General features: G+C 69.2%; 10 protein-coding genes and 1 pseudogene. 7 read left to right on the top strand and 4 right to left on the bottom strand.

Annotated elements, in window-relative coordinates:
• Nucleotides 1-73: 73 nt before the first annotated feature.
• Together murJ and ACIRDU_RS29685 are read right to left on the bottom strand one after the other, a co-directional pair.
• The gene (murJ, locus tag ACIRDU_RS29690) at nucleotides 74-1,762 is read right to left on the bottom strand and encodes a murein biosynthesis integral membrane protein MurJ (RefSeq protein WP_403584955.1); all 1,689 of its coding nucleotides are present in this window, start codon (nucleotides 1,760-1,762) and stop codon (nucleotides 74-76) included.
• 139 nt (nucleotides 1,763-1,901) lie between these two features.
• Nucleotides 1,902-2,960 carry a lytic polysaccharide monooxygenase gene (locus ACIRDU_RS29685; protein WP_403584953.1) on the bottom strand — a complete coding sequence of 353 codons (1,059 nt, stop codon included), beginning with the start codon at nucleotides 2,958-2,960 and terminating at the stop codon, nucleotides 1,902-1,904.
• A 590-nt stretch (nucleotides 2,961-3,550) separates the two neighbouring features.
• Between ACIRDU_RS29685 and ACIRDU_RS29680 the strand changes: the two genes are divergently transcribed.
• From ACIRDU_RS29680 to ACIRDU_RS29655, 6 genes and pseudogenes are all read left to right on the top strand, one after another.
• A complete protein-coding gene (locus tag ACIRDU_RS29680) occupies nucleotides 3,551-4,543 on the top strand; it encodes an ABC transporter permease (RefSeq protein WP_403584951.1) in 993 nt (330 codons plus the stop codon).
• Complete coding sequence (locus ACIRDU_RS29675) at nucleotides 4,537-5,409, top strand: carbohydrate ABC transporter permease (protein WP_403584949.1); 873 nt, start codon at nucleotides 4,537-4,539, stop codon at nucleotides 5,407-5,409. Before ACIRDU_RS29680 ends, ACIRDU_RS29675 begins: the two co-directional genes overlap by 7 nt.
• A gap of 45 nt (nucleotides 5,410-5,454) precedes the next feature.
• Nucleotides 5,455-7,110, top strand: coding sequence for an extracellular solute-binding protein (locus tag ACIRDU_RS29670; RefSeq protein ID WP_403584947.1), 1,656 nt, complete (start codon nucleotides 5,455-5,457; stop codon nucleotides 7,108-7,110).
• Complete coding sequence (locus ACIRDU_RS29665; protein WP_403584944.1) at nucleotides 7,107-7,520, top strand: hypothetical protein; 414 nt, start codon at nucleotides 7,107-7,109, stop codon at nucleotides 7,518-7,520. The genes ACIRDU_RS29670 and ACIRDU_RS29665 overlap by 4 nt, the downstream gene beginning before the upstream one ends.
• The gene (locus ACIRDU_RS29660) at nucleotides 7,517-8,200 is read left to right on the top strand and encodes a hypothetical protein (protein ID WP_403584941.1); all 684 of its coding nucleotides are present in this window, start codon (nucleotides 7,517-7,519) and stop codon (nucleotides 8,198-8,200) included. Before ACIRDU_RS29665 ends, ACIRDU_RS29660 begins: the two co-directional genes overlap by 4 nt.
• A 27-nt stretch (nucleotides 8,201-8,227) precedes the next feature.
• Nucleotides 8,228-8,776 (top strand): annotated as a pseudogene (locus ACIRDU_RS29655) (beta-galactosidase trimerization domain-containing protein); the annotation flags it as partial.
• Nucleotides 8,777-8,785: 9 nt separating this feature from the next.
• Here ACIRDU_RS29655 and ACIRDU_RS29650 read toward each other — a convergent pair.
• Nucleotides 8,786-10,777, bottom strand: coding sequence for an alpha-glucuronidase (locus ACIRDU_RS29650; protein WP_403584938.1), 1,992 nt, complete (start codon nucleotides 10,775-10,777; stop codon nucleotides 8,786-8,788).
• Nucleotides 10,778-10,797: 20 nt separating this feature from the next.
• Complete coding sequence (locus ACIRDU_RS29645; protein WP_403584935.1) at nucleotides 10,798-14,595, bottom strand: GH92 family glycosyl hydrolase; 3,798 nt, start codon at nucleotides 14,593-14,595, stop codon at nucleotides 10,798-10,800.
• A gap of 368 nt (nucleotides 14,596-14,963) precedes the next feature.
• Between ACIRDU_RS29645 and ngcE the strand changes: the two genes are divergently transcribed.
• Nucleotides 14,964-16,418 (top strand): N-acetylglucosamine/diacetylchitobiose ABC transporter substrate-binding protein, encoded by a 1,455-nt coding sequence (gene ngcE, locus ACIRDU_RS29640; protein WP_403584932.1) that lies wholly within the window; start codon nucleotides 14,964-14,966, stop codon nucleotides 16,416-16,418.
• The last annotated feature ends 7 nt before the right edge of the window (nucleotides 16,419-16,425 follow it).

The following is a 16,425-nucleotide window of genomic DNA, read 5'->3' as shown; positions in this document are numbered from 1 at the left end:
ACCGGCCCGGGCGGGACTGCGCCGCCTGGTCACTACGGCCGGCATCCAAGGGGCCGATCAGCTCCCGAGGTCATCACCGCCAGCCGGCGAGGCCCCGCAGCTCGCGGACCTTCATCAGGCGGGCCAGGGCGAGGTATCCCGCCGCCATCACGGCCGTTCCGGCAGCGAGACCGACCGCGGTGGGCCAGGTGCCCGCGCCCAGCGAGGCGGCACAGGCCCGGGCGGCGGCCCAGCCCAGCCCCGCGGCGAGGGCAGCAGCGCACAGCAGTTTGGTGTAGGTGCGGCGCAGCTCCCCGTCATCGAGGCGACCGCCCAGCTTCCTGCGCAACCGCCACGCCGTGACGGCCAGGCCGGCCAGATACGACACGGTGTAGGCGCCGGCCATGCCGGTCACCGCCCAGCGCGCGGGAAGCAGCAGGTGGCAGACGGTGGCCAGCGCGATGTTCACCGCGCCGATCCACGTCGCCATGAAGAACGGGGTGCGGGTGTCCTCGAAGGCGTAGAAGGCCCGCAGGAAGACGTACTGCGCCGAGAACGGGATCAGCCCGAGCCCGAACGCCTGGAGCATCTGCCCGAGCGGCTGGGCGGAGGCGGCATCGGCCGCGCCGTGGGCGAACAGCAGCGTCGAGATCCGGGGTCCCAGCGCCAGGAAGAGGAACCCGGCGGGCACGATGACGACCCCGGTGACACGCAGCGCCCGTGAGAGATCGGCACGCAACTCGGGGACCCGCCCCTCCGCGGCGGCCCTGCTCATTCGTGGCAGCAGCGCGGTCACCAGGGAGACGGTCACGATCGACTGCGGCAGCATCCAGATGGTCTGCGCGTACATGTAGGCCGAGTAGCCGGCGCCGGCATGCGGCAGTGCCTGGTCCGCGGCGTTGGCGAAGTTCGTCACCACGGTCAGCGCGACCTGGTTGACCAGGACGAACAGCAGCGTCCACTTCGCGGCATGGATACTTTTGCCCAGGCCGGTGCCCCGCCAGTCGAAACGTGGCCGGAACCGGAAGCCCGCGGCGCGCACGAAGGGGATCAGCGCGAGGGCCTGCAGAGCGATTCCGGCCGTGGTCCCCAGCCCCAGCAGCCGTACCTGCGTCGCCGTGATGTCCTCCACCCGGTCCGGGGCTGTCATGAGCCCCAGATACGCGGCGAACATGCCGATCAGAACGACGTTGTTCAGCACCGGCGTCCACATCATCGCGCCGAACTTCTCCCGGGCGTTCAGCACTTGGCCCAGGATGCCGAACAGGCCGTAGAAGAAGATCTGCGGCAGCAGGAACCGGGCGAAGACAACGGTCAGTTCGAACGCCTCGTGACTGTCCGCGGTGTCACGCATGTACAGACCCACGATCTGCGGCGCGGCCCATACGGCCAGCGCCGTTCCCACGGCCAGGACGCACAGCACGAGCGTCACCAGCCGCTGCTCGTAAGCCCTTCCACCGTCGGCCTCGGTGGCCCGCGCCCGGACCAGTTGCGGTACCAGCACGGCGTTGAGCGCGCCGCCGATCACCAAGGTGTACAGACTCGTCGGCACGGTGTTCGCCGTGTTGTACGTGCTCGCCAGCAGCCCCGTGCCCAGCGCCGCCGCCTGAAGCACCTGCCGGATCAGCCCCGTCGCCCGGGACACCACCGTGCCCAGTGCCATCAGCAGGGACGAGCGGGCCGCGCCGCCCTTCTTCGCCCTGCTGCTCCGTACCGGTTGCCGCCCCCGGGCCTGCTCGCTCCCGGCCGCCGACTCAGCCGCGGCCTTCGCCCCCTCCACCATGGCGTCAACCTATGCGTTCAAGATCCCGTAGCGGGAAGCGGCCGGCGCGTTTCGGCCGGCACGGCCGGACGGCACGCGTCGTGCCGACGGGCCCGGTGAACACGGCGCTCCGGCCACCGGGCCCGCCCGATACGTTCGTTCAGCCCACCCGGCAGGGCAACGCGCTCGTACTGTCACCCCCCGGCCCGGAGACGACGTAGCCGAACGTCGTGCTCTTGCCCGGGGCCAGCGAGCCGTTCCAGTTGGCGTTGTGGACCATCACCGCCTGGCCGTTGTAGGTCGCGCTGCCGCTCCACAGGCTGTCGACCTTCTGGCCCGCCGGGAGGGTCCAGTCGACCATCCAGCCGAGCATCGGGACCGTGCCGGTGTTGGTGACGGTCACCTCGGACTGGTGGCCGCCGTTCCAGGTGCCCGTGGTCTTGCGGGTGGCCGTGCAGGTGCCGGGCACCGGCTCGGACGGGTTGCCCGGCTCCTTGATGCCGGTCACCTCGCCCTTGCCGCCGTCGAAGACGACGTCGGAGCAGGAGTAGAAGGTCTCCTGGCTGTCGGAGCGCTGCCAGACCATGTAGATGATGTGGCGGCCCGACTTGTTGTCGGGGAGCTTCCCGGTCCAGGAGTAGTTGGCCTCGACCGTGCCCGGGGAGCCGTTCAGCGGCGGGTGGTCGACGCTCAGGAACGGCCGCTCCTCCATGTCGTTCCAGGTGAGCGTCCTGGTCGGGTCGAAGCCGTCCTTGGTGATGTAGACGTAGAACCAACCCGGGTGCGCCGCCCAGGCGTTGTACGAGAAGTCGACCGTCGCGCCCGAGGTGAGATGGGTGAGCGGCCAGTCCTTGCTGGGCGTGTTGAACCCGGTGAAGTTGGGGTTGCCGCCGCTGCACAGCTCGCCGTCCGGTACGAAGCCCTTGGTGCGGCCGGCACCGTCCGAGCGCAGCACCGAGAACCAGTTGTAGAACGGTGTCGTGCCGCTGACCTGCTGTGCGCCCCGGCACGCGGGGTTCACCGGCTTGATCTCGCCGGTGTCGGTCAGTCCGTCCTGCCAGCACAGGAACGTACGGCTGCCGGGCTTCATGGGGGTGCCGTGGGCCTCCGCCTCACCGCCGGCCGTCATGACCAGGCCGATGGCCGGGACGGTGACGAGGAGGGAGAGCAGTACGAGGAAGAGGGCTCTGGCCCGGGTGGGGAGCGCTGATCGGGGCATCGGGGATCCTCCCGGCCTGCTTGTCAGGATCATGACAGCATCATCCGTTCGTGGGGGTACGGGCCTGCGGATGTGTGTGCACGGATGCGCGGGGTGGGAGCGACTCGCGGGCGGGTTCCGGTCCACCGTATGGGAGCGCTCCCACCCCGCCTGTGGCGGAAGGTAGCGCCGCGCGGCCCAGTTGTCTACGGCCGGCGCACCGGATGCCGGTCCGGATGTGGGCGGAACGGGCCGGTGCCCCAGGCCTTCCACTGCCCGGGTCCTGGCCCGGGCGCCGGTGGTGCGAGTGATGGTGCCCTCGTGCACGCAACCCGTCGTCGGCGCCGCCGGTTGACTTGGCGTCAGCTCGAACGCACGCAGGGCGTGCACCTCGCAGGAGTCGGTCGTCCACCAGAAACTTGCGGCACGGAAGGGGCCGTTGGCCCTGGGTCGAGCCACCTTCGACGCGGATCCAACGCGGCACACGAGCCCCGTCCGACTGCCGCAGTACCCATTGACAGCGCTTTCTGATGCCCCTAGGTTGCCGCGAAGTTACCGGTAAGAGCTCGAAAGTTTCGGTTCCGCGTCCCTGCCCACGGGAGGCCCGAGCAATGAGCACGTCCACCACACCGGCCCCACCGGGCACCCAGGACCCGCCTCCGGCCCGGGCCGCCCCCCGACGCGGCAGGCGGACACCCGCCCCGACCGGCTGGCGGCGGGCGCTGCGCCGCGACTGGCAGCTGTACTCGCTGGCGATCCTGCCGCTGCTGTTCTTCCTGGTCTTCCGCTATCTGCCGATGATCGGCAACGTGATCGCCTTCCGGCGCTTCGAGCCCGGCGGTTCGCTCTTCGGTGAGGAATGGGTGGGCCTGCGCTATGTGCGGATGTTCCTCAGCGACCCCACCTTCTGGCAGGTGTTCCGCAACACCCTGTGGCTGGGCGGGCTCACGCTCGTCTTCTGCTTCCCGATCCCGATCGTGCTCGCGTTGCTGCTGAACGAGGTGCGCCGGCGTTCCCTGAAGCGGTTCGTGCAGTCGGTGTCGTACCTCCCGCACTTCCTGTCGATCGTGATCGTCGCCGGCATCACGATGCAGATGCTGGCGAGCGACGGCCCGGTCAACCACGTCCTCGGCATGCTCGGCCACGAACCGGTCCGCTTCATCCAGGAACCCGAGTGGTTCCGCACGATCTACGTCGGCTCGGAGATCTGGCAGACCGCCGGGTGGGGCACGATCCTCTACCTCGCCGCGCTCACCACGATCGACGAGGACCTGTACGAGGCCGCCCGGATCGACGGCGCGGGCCGCTGGCAGCAGATCTGGCACGTCACCCTGCCCGGCATCCGCCCCACCATGATCACGCTGCTGATCCTCAACGTCGGCACGTTCATGGCGGTCGGCTTCGAGAAGGTGCTGCTGCTGTACAACCCGCTGACGTATCCGACCGCCGACGTGATCTCGACCTACGTCTACCGGGCCGGCGTCGAGTCCAGCAGCTTCAGTTACGCCGCCGCCATCGGCCTGTTCGAGGCGATCATCGGCCTGGTCCTGATCACCTCCGCCAACACGCTCTCGCGCCGCACGGTGGGGACCAGCCTGTGGTGAAGCCGAGCCGTTCCTACCGGGTCTTCCAGGGCGTCAACGGCGTGGTCCTCACGATCGTCGTGCTGGTGACCCTCTACCCCTTCGTCAACATCATCGCGAGGTCCTTCAGCGGAGAGCGCCAGATCCGGGCCGGTGAGGTGGCCCTGTGGCCCAAGGGGTTCAACCTCACCACGTACAAGATCGTGTTCCAGGACTCGATGTTCTGGCGGACCTACGGCAACACCGTGCTCTACACGGTCGTGGCGACCGCTGTCGCGATGGTCCTGACGACCTGTTACGCCTACGTCCTGTCGAAGCGGCACCTCAAGGGCCGCGGCGTACTCGTCGGCATCGCCGTGTTCACCATGTTCTTCACCGGTGGCCTGATCCCGAACTACATCCTGGTCACCAGCCTGGGCCTGAAGAACAGCGTGTGGGCGATCGCCCTGCCGAACGCCATCAGCGTCTTCAACCTGCTGGTGATGAAGGCCTTCTTCGAGAACCTGCCGACGGAACTGGAGGAGGCCGCGCAGATCGACGGTCTGAGCACCTACGGCATCCTGCTCAGAATCGTGCTGCCGCTGTCCAAGGCGGTCGTGGCGACGATGGTGCTCTTCTACTCGGTGTCCTTCTGGAACTCCTGGTTCAGCGCCTTCCTGTACATGGACCATTCCGACCTGATGCCGGTCACCGTCTATCTGCGCAACCTCATCGCGGGTGCCACCGGAGGCGGCAACGCGGGCGCCGGCACCGCTGAGCTCAGCCAGGTCGGCGCGAGCATCCAGGCGGTCACCATCGTCCTCACCGCCCTGCCGATCCTCCTCGTGTACCCCTTCGTCCAGCGCTTCTTCGTCTCGGGCGTGATGCTCGGCGCCGTCAAGGGCTGACCGCCGCTCCTCTCCTCGACCGATCCACGGAACAAGGGAGTTCCAGTGAACAACGCAGGGCAGCTGTCGCGGCGTCAGATCCTCGCCGCCGCCGGGTTCATCGGCCTCGCCACGGTCACCGGCTGCGGCAGCGGGGACGACGGCGGCGACGGGAAGGACCTGTCGAAGAAGCAGGACGGGGCCATGAAGAACTACCGGGCCGGGCAGCAGTTCAAGGCGGCCCGGCCGCTGTCCTTCTCGGTGCTGCACAACAACAACCCGGTCTATCCGATGAAGAAGGGCTGGCTGTTCTGGAAGGAGCTGACCAAGCGCACCGGCGTGACCCTCGAGCCGGTCGACGTCCCGCTGGCCGACTACGAGAAGAAGCGCAGTGTGCTCATCGGCGCGGGCGACGCACCCTTCCTGATCCCGAAGACGTACCACCCCTCCGAGGTCGCCTTCGTCTCCTCGGCCGCGATCCTCCCGGTCAGCGACTACGTGAAGCTGATGCCCAACTTCCGCGACAAGGTGCGCAAGTGGAAGCTGGAGCCCGAGCTCGACTCGATCCGCCAGTCCGACGGCAAGTACTACCTGCTGCCCGGCCTGCACGAGCGGGCCAAACCCGGCTACTCGCTGTCCTTCCGCACGGACGTCCTCGCCCGGCACGGCCTGAGCCTGCCGACCACCTGGGACGAGGTGTACGACGTCCTCAAGGCGCTCAAGGAGGAGTACCCCGGCACGTACCCCTGGACCGACCGCTGGAGCACCAACACCCCCTTCCCGTGCGGCGCGTTGTTCATGTACCTCGGCCAGGCGTACGGGGTCAAGGCGGGCTGGACGTACGACAACATCACCTTCGACTCGCAGGCGCACAAGTTCGTCTTCAACGGTGCGACGGACGGCTACCGCGACATGATCGAGTACCTGAGAAAGGTCGTCGCCGAGAAGCTGCTGGACCCGGAGAGCTTCGCGCAGCAGGACGAGCAGGCCGTGCAGAAGCTGCTGGCCGAGAAGTCGTACGTGATCAGCGCCAACCCGCAGGAGCTGGTGCAGAACTACCGCTACAACCTCCAGAAGCAGGTCGAGGGCGCGAAGATCGAGATGGTGCCCGTGCCGCTCGGCCCGGCCGGTCCCGTCGTGCTCGGCGGCACCCGGCTGGAGAACGGCGTCATGGTCTCCAGCAAGGCCCTCGAGAGCGACGAATTCGTCGCGATGATGCAGTTCCTCGACTGGCTCTGGTACTCGGACGAGGGCCAGAAGTTCTGCAAGTGGGGCGTCGAGGGCGTCACCTACACCCGGTCCGGCGGCCGGTTCGAGCTGAAGCCCGGCATCTCCCTCATGGGCTCCGACCCGGACGCGCCGAAGGACCTCCAGAAGGACTACGGCTTCTTCAACGGCGTCTTCACCTACGGCGGCAGCTGGGACCTGGTCTCCTCCTCGTTCAGCCCGGACGAGAAGAAGTTCCAGGACGCCATGGCCCAGCGCGAGCAACTGCCCATCGACCCGGCCCACCCCCTGCAGTCCTTCGAGCAGGAGCAGGCGACCCTCTGGGACACCCCGCTCAAGGACCACGTCATCCAGAACACCCTCCAGTTCGTCCTGGGCAAGCGCCCGCTGTCCCAGTGGGACGCCTACCTCGCCGAGCTGAAGTCGAAGAACATGCAGCAGCTCGTCGACCTGCACAACAAGGCGTACGAACGGTTCAGGAAGGAGAACGGGTGATCCGGGTCCCCGACTCGCCCCGCGGCCGGCTCACCGGCGCCGGGAGCCACCGCGCCGGTACCGGCCGCCTCGACCTCACCCCGCGCCGCGACCACCAGGACCTTCCGGCACCCGCCGGTGAAGGCCTCGTCCGCCGTTCCTCCGTGGAGGAGGAGCACGGCACCTCGTACACGGTCTCGCGGGACACAGGCGGCCTCCGCTCGCCGAAGCCCGGACGGATCGACGTCCTGTACGAGGCCGCCGAACCCACGCGCACCCACCGGCGGCCGGCCGCCCGGGACGGCCGCGTCGACCTCCCCCTCACGAGCCGCCACGAGGTCACCCCCGCCGAGCCCACCTCCGTCCACGACGAGGCCCCGCCCCGGTGGTGGGACGAGCGGCGGCTGCTCGGCCGGAAGGCCACGGCGTGAGCACCGTACGCACCTCCGGCTTCGGCACCGGGACCCTCTCCCGCGCCTCCGCCCTGATCCACACCCTCCTCACCGTGGAGGCACTGCTGCTCCTCGCCGCCTCACCGGGCCTGGCCGGACTGCTCCTGCTCGGCCCCGACCCCGCGAACCTCCCCCTCGCTGCCCTGTGCCTGCTGCCCCTCGGCCCGGCCCTGTCCGCCGCGCTCTACGCCCTCCACCACCGCAGCCGCGACCTCACCGAACTGCACCCGGCCCGCGCCTACCTGCGCGGCTGGCGGCTCAACGCCGTACCGGCACTGAAGCTGTGGACACCGCTGCTGGCCTGGCTGACGGTCATCGCCTTCACCCTCACGCACTTCCCCGCCACCGGCCTGCCCGGCTGGTGGGCGCTGCTGCTCGCGGCGATCGGCGCCGGCTCCCTCCTGTGGGGCGCGCACGCCCTCGTCCTCGTCTCACTCTTCGCCTTCCGGGCCCGGGACACCGCCCGCCTCGCCGCCTACTTCCTGTTCCGGCACGGCCGCGCCACCCTCGCCGCCGCCTCCCTGCTGCTCCTGACGGCCGCGTCGACGGCCCTGCTGACCGAAGCCCTGCCCGCCCTGCTGGCCGCCCCGCTGCTGCTCTCCCTGCTGCACGGCAGCCGGACCGTGATCGCCGAGACGCGGAAGGACTTCACCGCATGACGCACAAGATCCGCTACGGCGGCGACTACAACCCCGAGCAGTGGCCGCACGAGGTCTGGGACGAGGACCACCGCCTGTTCACCCGGGCCGGCATCGGGCATCGACACCCTCGCGGACGAATGGGACGCCCGCCCACCGGAGTTCACCCAGAGCGTCCCCGAACTGGGGGCGCAGGCCCGGCTCGTCTTCGAGATCGTGCTCCCGCGCGGCGCCGAACCGGTCGCCACCTACGGCACCGACTTCTACGCGGGCACCCCGGCCGTGACCCGCAACCGCTTCGGCTCCGGCGAGGCCTGGTACGTCGCCACCGCCCTCGACCAGCCGGGCGTCGACCAGGTCGTCCGCCGGGTCCTGACCCGCCACGACCTGCCCGGCCCCTACGCCGGCCACCCGGCGGTGGAGACCGCCACCCGGGTCGCCCCCGACGGCACCCGCCTGCTCTTCCTCCTCAACCACGCCCGGGAACCGGCCCGTCTGACCGCCCACGCCCCGGCCACCGACGTGCTCACCGGCAAGCGGGTGGACCAGGGCGAGCCCCTGGTCCTCGACCCTCTGGGCGTGGCGATCCTCCAGTAGGTCCGCCCGTCAGTGGATGAGCCGCCCCCGCCCGTCCGGCACCCCCGACTTGCGGAAGAAGTAGCTGTTGACCTGGTCGCGCCACTCGCGGGCACTGCGGAGCTGCTCCTCGTAGCGCTCCGCCACCCGGCCGTGGCGCGCCGGGTCCACCAGCCCGGCCAGCAAGGCCCACACCGACAGGGCCTCCTCGACCTCCTCGACACCCTCGAAGTGCGTGTCGTAGATGTGCTGGATCACGGTCTTCCCGCTCTTCAGTACATGCCCGTACGGCACATGGTGGAAGAACAGCAGCAGCTCGTCCGGGCAGGTGTCGGGCGACTCGTAGCGCCCGGCCCACGGTGTGCCGTACTGTCCGGCGAAGCCCGTACCGCTCGCCACACTGCGGTCGACTCCGATCCCGTCCCGGTCGGCGAAGTGGTACGTCCCCCACGGGCTGTACTCGTAGCCGTCCACACTCGGCCCGTAGTGGTGCCCCGGCTGCACCATGAAGCCGACACCCAGGGGGGCGGTGTACTTCTCGTACGTCCGCCACGAACCGTCGAGGACGGCGTGCAGCCCGTCGGCCAGCCGCGTGGGGGCGTCCGGGAAGCTGAGGGAGATCCACTCGTCGAGCACGGCACGCGGCTCGGCGTCCGGCTGCCAGGCCAGCCGCCCGAAGGTGTACAGGTTGGCCTGCGCCAGCGGATGCCCTGTCCAGAAGGGGTCGTCACCGACGTTCGCCACGGCGACGAGCCCGCCCCGCGCCGACTCGCCCACGGACGTCCCGTCCTCGTGCCGGAACCGCAGCACCTCGCTCCACATCGGCCCCAGCCAGCACACGTGCCGCTGCTGCCCGGTGTACTCCTGGGTGGCCTGAAGCTCCACCGCGAGCCGGGTGCGCGGCACCGCCCCGATCAGCGGCGAGACCGGCTCCCGCACTTGGAAGTCCATCGGCCCGTGCTTCACCTGGAGCACGGCGTTCGCCGCGAACTCCCCGTCCAGCGGCACGAAATGGTCGTACGCGGCCCGGGCCCGGTCCGTGGTCCGGTCCCGCCAGTCCTGGCGGTGGTCGTAGACGAAGGCCCGCCAGTGCACCGTGCCGCCGAACGGCTCCAGCGCCGCCGCCAGCAGGTTCGCGCCTTCGGCGTGACTGCGTCCGTACGCGAACGGTCCCGGCTGCCCCTCCGAGTCGGCCTTCACCACGTACCCGCCGAAGTCGGGTATCGCCTCGTACACCCGCCGCGTCGCCTCGGCCCACCAGGAGCGCACGGCCCCGTCCAGCGGATCGGCCGTGGACAGCCCGCCCAGCAGGACCGGGGCGGCGAAGGAGACGGACAGGTGGGTGCGGACGCCGTAGGGACGCAACGCCTCCGCGACCGCGGCCACTTCACCGACCCGGTCGGTCAGCAGACGCGCCTCGGTGGCGTGCACGTTGACGTTGTTCACGGAGATCGCGTTGATCCCGCAGGCCGCCAGCAGCCTGCCGTACGCCCGCACGCGGTCGAGGTCGCCCCGCGCCCTGCCGTCCCGCCAGAACAGCGAGCCGCCCGCGTACCCGCGCTCCACCTGGCCCATCACCGGGTGCACGGCCACGTTGTCCCAGTGGTCGAGCATGCGCAGGGCGAGGGCCGGGTGATGCGTCCGCCGTGATGGTCCACCGGTGAAGGCCGCCTCCCCGAGCCGCACGACGTGGAACAGCCCGTACAGCAGTCCGCGTCCACCGGAGGCGGTGACGGTCGTCGTCCCGCCCTCGCGGGCGGACGTGAACCCCTCCTCGCCGAGGAGCTCCGGGCCGTCCGCACCGAGGCCGAGGACCAGGTCGTACGGACCGTCGTCCGACGCGTCCCGCACCACCCGGCCCCCGAACCGCCGGCAGGCATCGTCCACCTCCCCGTGCACCGTCTCCACCAACGGACCCGATCCCCGGATCAGCGTGCGCCGGCTGCCGACCGCCCGGAAGGCGGCGGGCGGCAGCCAGGCCGGGTCGACACCCTCGGGCGGGACGGGCACGGGAAGCGGCATGAGACCCCCAACTCACTCGGTCAGACGAGCAGTTCGACCTCCGCCAGCGTCGCCTCGCCGTCGAGGACCAGGCGGTACTTCTCGTACGTACCCGGCGACCTCACCGTGAACGCGCGCGTCTGCCTGTCCCAGGCGAAGGCCTCCCCGGAGCGCCGGTCGAGCGTCCGCCAGGTCGTGCCGTCGGAGGAGCCCTGAAGCGTCCATCCGGCCGGTGCCTTCGTCCGGTCCGCCGACGACGTCAGCGTGTACTGGACCGCCTCGGCGCCCTTCGAGACCGGCAGGTCCACGGACGTCACCGCGGCGTCCGTCGCCGACGTGTCGTCGAACAGGGCGCCCTCGCCCTTCAGCACGTCCGCGTGCGGCACCGGCACCTCGTCGCCGTGGGTGATCGACACGGGCGCGGCGTGCCGGCCCGTGCCCCAGGACGACGGCCGCGAGCCCATGTCGAACTCCAGGACTCCGCCCTCGGCGATCAGCGAGTGCGGCAGTGAGGTCTTCGTCCAGGTGCGGCCGTTGACCTTCAGCCCCTGCACGTAGACGTTCTTCGCGCTGTTGCGGGGCGCCTTCACCACCAGCTCGCGCCCGTTCTCCAGATGCACGGTCGCCTTGGTGAACAGGGGTGAGCCGATCGCGTACTCGCCGCTTCCCATCACCAGCGGGTAGAAGCCGAGGGCGGAGAACAGGTACCAGGCCGACTGCTCGCCGTTGTCCTCGTCGCCGTGGTAGCCCTGACCGATCTCGCTGCCCGTGTACAGCCGGGACAGCACCTCGCGCACGTTCTTCTGCGTCTTCCAGGGCTGCCCGGCCGCGTCGTACATGTAGAGGGCGTGGTGGGCGACCTGGTTGGAGTGCCCGTACATGCCCATCCGCACGTCCCGCGCCTCGGTCATCTCGTGGATGACACCGCCGTAGGAGCCGACGAACTCGGGGGAGGCGGTCTCCGGGGTGGAGAGGTACGCGTCGAGCTTGTCGGCGAGGCCCTTGCGGCCGCCGTAGAGGTTGGCCAGGCCCCGGCTGTCCTGCGGGGCGGTGAAGGCGTAGCCCCAGCCGTTGGTCTCGGTGTAGTCGTGGCCCCACACCCGCGGGTCGTACGTCGCGGACTCCACCCGCCAGTCGCCCTCGGCGTCGCGGCCCTGGAAGAACCCGGCCTTCGCGTCGAAGAGGTTCACGTAGTCCCGGGCGCGGTTCAGGAAGTACTCCGACTCCTCCTTGTAGCGCCGCTCACCGGTCTCCTCGTACAGCTTCCGGCCCATGCGGGAGATGCCGTAGTCGTTGAGGTAGCCCTCCAGCGCCCAGGACAGGCCCTCGTGGGTCTCGGTGCTCGTGTAGCCGAGGAAGGGGGAGGTGGCCATACCCTTGCGGCCGACGCCCGAGTTCGGCGGGACGACCGTGGCGTTCTTCACGGCCGCCTCGTACGCCGCCTTCGCGTCGAAGTCCACGCCCTTGACGTACGCGTCCGCGAACGCCACGTCCGAGGAGGTGCCCGTCATCAGGTCCGCGTAGCCGGGGGAGGACCAACGTGAGGTCCAGCCGCCGTCCTTGTACTGCTGCACGAACCCGTCGACCAGCTCACCCGCCCGGGACGGGGTCAGGAACGAGTACGCGGGCCAGGTCGTCCGGTAGGTGTCCCAGAAGCCGTTGTTGACGTACACCTTGCCGTCGACGATTTTCGCGCCGGTGTGCGTGGGGGTGTCCGGGTTCGGCATGGGGGAGAACGGCGAGGCGTACTGGTACTTGCCGTCGACCTTCTCGAAGCCGGAGTTCGGGTACAGGTAGAGCCGGTACAGGCTGGAGTACAGCGTCGTCAGCTGGTCGGGTGTCGCGCCCTCCACCTCGACCGTGCCGAGCAGCCGGTCCCACTGACGCTGGGCGCTCTTCTTCACCGCCTCGAAGGACCGGCCCTCCGGGATCTCCTGGCGGAGGTTGTCCTTGGCCTGGTCGATGCTGATGAGCGAGGTCGCCAGGCGCAGGGTGACGGTCCGGTCGTCGGCCGCGAAGCGCAGGTAGCCCTTCACCCCGGCGGAGTCTCCTCCGGTCACCGGCTTGTCGAACTCGCCGTAGACGAACAGCCGGGTCGCGCCCGTCGACAGTCCGGACTTCACGTCCGAGTAGCCGGTGACGACCCCGTTCTCCTTGTCCAGGGTCAGCCCTGCCTGGTCCGTCACGTTGTCGAAGAGGACGCTCGCGTCATCGCCCGGGTAGGTGAAGCGCAGCGCGGCCGCGTGGTCGGTCGGCGCCATCTCCGCCTTCAGCCCGTTCTCGAACCGCACCCCGTAGTAGTACGGCCGCGCCGTCTCGTTCTCGTGCCGGAAGGCCAGCTCCCGCGCCTCCCGCCCGTACTCCGGGGTCCCGGTGGCCACGGACGGCATCACCTGGAAGGTCTGCCGGTCACCCATCCAGGGGCTGGGCTCGTGGCTCGCGCTGAACGCCTGGATCGTCGGCAGGTTGTCCGCGTTGTTCGCACGCGCGTAGTCGTACAGCCAGCTGAGCGAACCCGCGTTGGTCACCGGCGTCCAGAAGTTGAAGCCGTGCGGCACCGCCGTCGCCGGGAAGTTGTTGCCCCGCGAGAAGCCGCCGCTGGAGTTGGTGCCCCGGGTCGTCACCGCGTAGTCGGACAGATGCGCCTTCGGCCGCTCGGGGGCGACGGGCTCGATGCTCACGTCGTCCAGCCAGCCCCGGAACCTGGCCGGGCCCTTGGGGGAGTCGTAGGCCACCAGGATCCGGTCCACGGTCTTCCCGGCCGCGACCGACCCGATCCGCGAGGCCACGTTGTTCCACTGGTTGACGTAAAGGATCTTCGCCGCGCCCTGCCCCTGCGGAGTCAGCGGGAAGCCGTGCTGGTCGGTGGCGCGCAGGTCGCTCAGGTGGGTGCCGTCGGTGAAGGCCAGGTCGACGGAGACGTTCGTCGCGTCGTAGTCGAGGTCACCGTCCGCCATCGACGGGAAGATCCGGTACGACAGCCGCGTGTTCCGGCCGACGGCCACGTTCACGTCGAAGACCTTGTTGTACGAGTACGCCCGGCCGTCGGCGGTGTGCCGGCCGGCGTACCGCAGGGCGCGCTTTCCGGTGAACCCGGCGCCCGCCTTGGCGGTGGGGGAGCCGCTCGGGCCGCGGTCGACCAGGGAGAGCATGTCCTGCGGGACCGGCCCGTCGTTGCCGCCGGTGGACAGCTGGAGGTCGGCGAGCTGGAGGATGCCACCGCCGTTGTTCGCGGTGACGTCCAGCCGGAAGTGCCGGTACTCGCCTGGCTCGGGCAGCTCGTACGTCTTCGTCTGGAACCGCTCGGAGAAGGACTCGCCGGAGCGGGTGTCCAGGGTCTTCCAGTCCTTGCCGTCGGAGGAGCCCTCCAGGGTCCAGTCCTTCGGGTCGCGTTCGTCGTGGTCGTTGGCCGACGTCAGTGCGTAACGCACCAGCTTGACTGGTTTGTCCAGGTCGAACTCCACCCAGCCGGTGGGCTCGAAGGTGAGCCACTTGGTGCTCGGCTCGCCGTCGACGAGGTTCTCCTTCACCTCGCCGTCGCCCGAGTTCTCGGCACTGGCCCGGACATCGGTGACCTGGTCGGTCACATGGCCCGGTATGCCGCTGCTGTAGCCGCCGTCCACTCCCGAGGCGCGTTCGGCGCCGTCGGGGCCGGTGTCGACCGTGTTCGTCCAGTCCGGAAGCGGGTCGTCCGCCTCGAAGGAGGACGTGAACCCCCCATCGGGTCTCTCGGGGGCCTGGGGCAGTGCGACCGCAACGCCCTGTGAACCCAGGGCCAAAGCGAAGGCGGTCGCCGACACGACCGCCGAACCCCATCTGTGCCGAGCTTTCCGCTGCATCAACGGGTACCCTCCCTGCGCAGTGGACAACGTTGTCACCTTCGATGCGCAAGGACCAGTAGTTGCCCAAGTGGTGTGGAGTGTCAAGGGTGTTGCCTGTGGCATTCAGGCGCGACGGCCGGGATATTTCCGGCGGAGTGCCCGCAGGCCGCTCATACTTCCGCGAGGTCTCAACTCGGATAAGACCCACGGCCAACCTTGTGTTCGATCTTGATCCGCTGGCGGGAAGTGGACTATACCTGTCGGGCGCTTCACACGATCCGCACGTCACCACCCGCACTTTCCTGCACGACCCAGCTTGACCCGATCGCGGTGCCGGGAAGGATCCGGTTCACCGCCTGAGTCCTGGAGAAGGCGAGGACTTGAGCATGGGATCCACTTCCGCCGAGAGCCACGGCACCGAAGGTGTCGGCCGCCGTGATCTGATCAAAAGGTCCGCCGCGCTCGGGCTGATCTCCGTCCCCACCATGAGCTTCCTGTCCGCCTGCGCCAGCAGCGGCGGCGACGACAGCGGGGACAAGGCCAAGGCCGGCAAGAAGACCGCGAAGAATCCGCTCGCCGTCAACGACACGGCCGGTATGGAATTCGTCCTGTTCGACGGCGGCTTCGGCAAGGAGTATGCCGAGGACGCCGTGAAGATCTACGAGAAGAACTTTCCCCAGGCCAAGGTGAAGTTCTCCGCCACCCAGAAGATCCAGTCCACCCTCCAGCCCCGCTTCAACCAGGGCACCCCGCCGGACCTCATCGACAACTCCGGCGCCGAGCAGATGGACATGGGCGTCCTGGTCGGCAAGAACCAGCTCACCGACCTCACCCCGCTGCTGGACGCGCCCTCCTACGACGACCCGAACAAGAAGGTCCGCGACACGCTGCGCCCCGGCATCGTGGAGATGGGCCAGTTCGACGGTGAGAAGGTCTGGATCCTGTACTACGCCTACACGGTCTACGGCGTCTGGTACTCGCAGAAGGCCCTGGACTCGCTCGACGAGCAGTACCCCGAGACCTGGGACCAGATGCTCGCGGTCTGCGCGAAGGCCAAGAAGAAGGGCATGGCGGGCTGGACGTACGCGGGCAAGTACCCGTACTACATCCCCTTCTCGCTCTACCCGATGATCGGCAAGGTCGGCGGCCGCGAGGTCCTCGACGCGATCGACAACCTGGAGCCGAACGCCTGGAAGCACCCGGCCGTCAAGGCCTGCTTCGAGGCCTACTACGAGCTCTACAAGAAGGGCTACGTCCTCAAGGGCACCCCGGGCCTCGACCACATCCAGTCGCAGACCGCGTGGGCCGAGGGCAAGGCGCTGTTCATCCCGAACGGCTCCTGGGTGGAGAACGAGTCGGCCAATGTCATTCCGCAGGACTTCGACCTGGCCGTCTCCGCCCCCACGGGCCTGGACTCCTCCGACAAGATGCCCTTCGGCACCATCTGGGCCTCCGGCGGCGAGCCCTTCATCGTCCCGGCCAAGGCGAAGAACACCGCCGGCGGCATGGAGCAGTTGCGCATCATGCTCAGCGAGGCCTCCTCGAAGAACTTCACCGGCAAGGTGAAGTCGCTGACCGCGTACAACGGCGGCACCGACGGCGTCGCCCTCACTCCCGGTCTGAAGTCGGGTGTCGCGGCGCTGGACAAGGCCGGCGAGAACGTGGTGAATCCCCGTCTCCAGGACTGGTACGTGCAGTTGCAGAAAGAGAAGATCGGCGTCTCCGGCCTCGGCGAGATGATGGCCGGCCGCCTCACCCCGGCCGAGGCCATCAAGAAAATCCAGGGCTTCGCCGACGAGGCCGCCAAGGACGACTCCATCAAGCACTACAAGCACCAGTAACAGCACC

Origin of the sequence: Streptomyces sp. NPDC093598, from assembly GCF_044764825.1 — a bacterium.
GTDB lineage: Bacteria > Actinomycetota > Actinomycetes > Streptomycetales > Streptomycetaceae > Streptomyces.
Note: the sequence above shows the minus strand (reverse complement) of the source record. Positions and strands in the feature narration are given on the sequence as shown.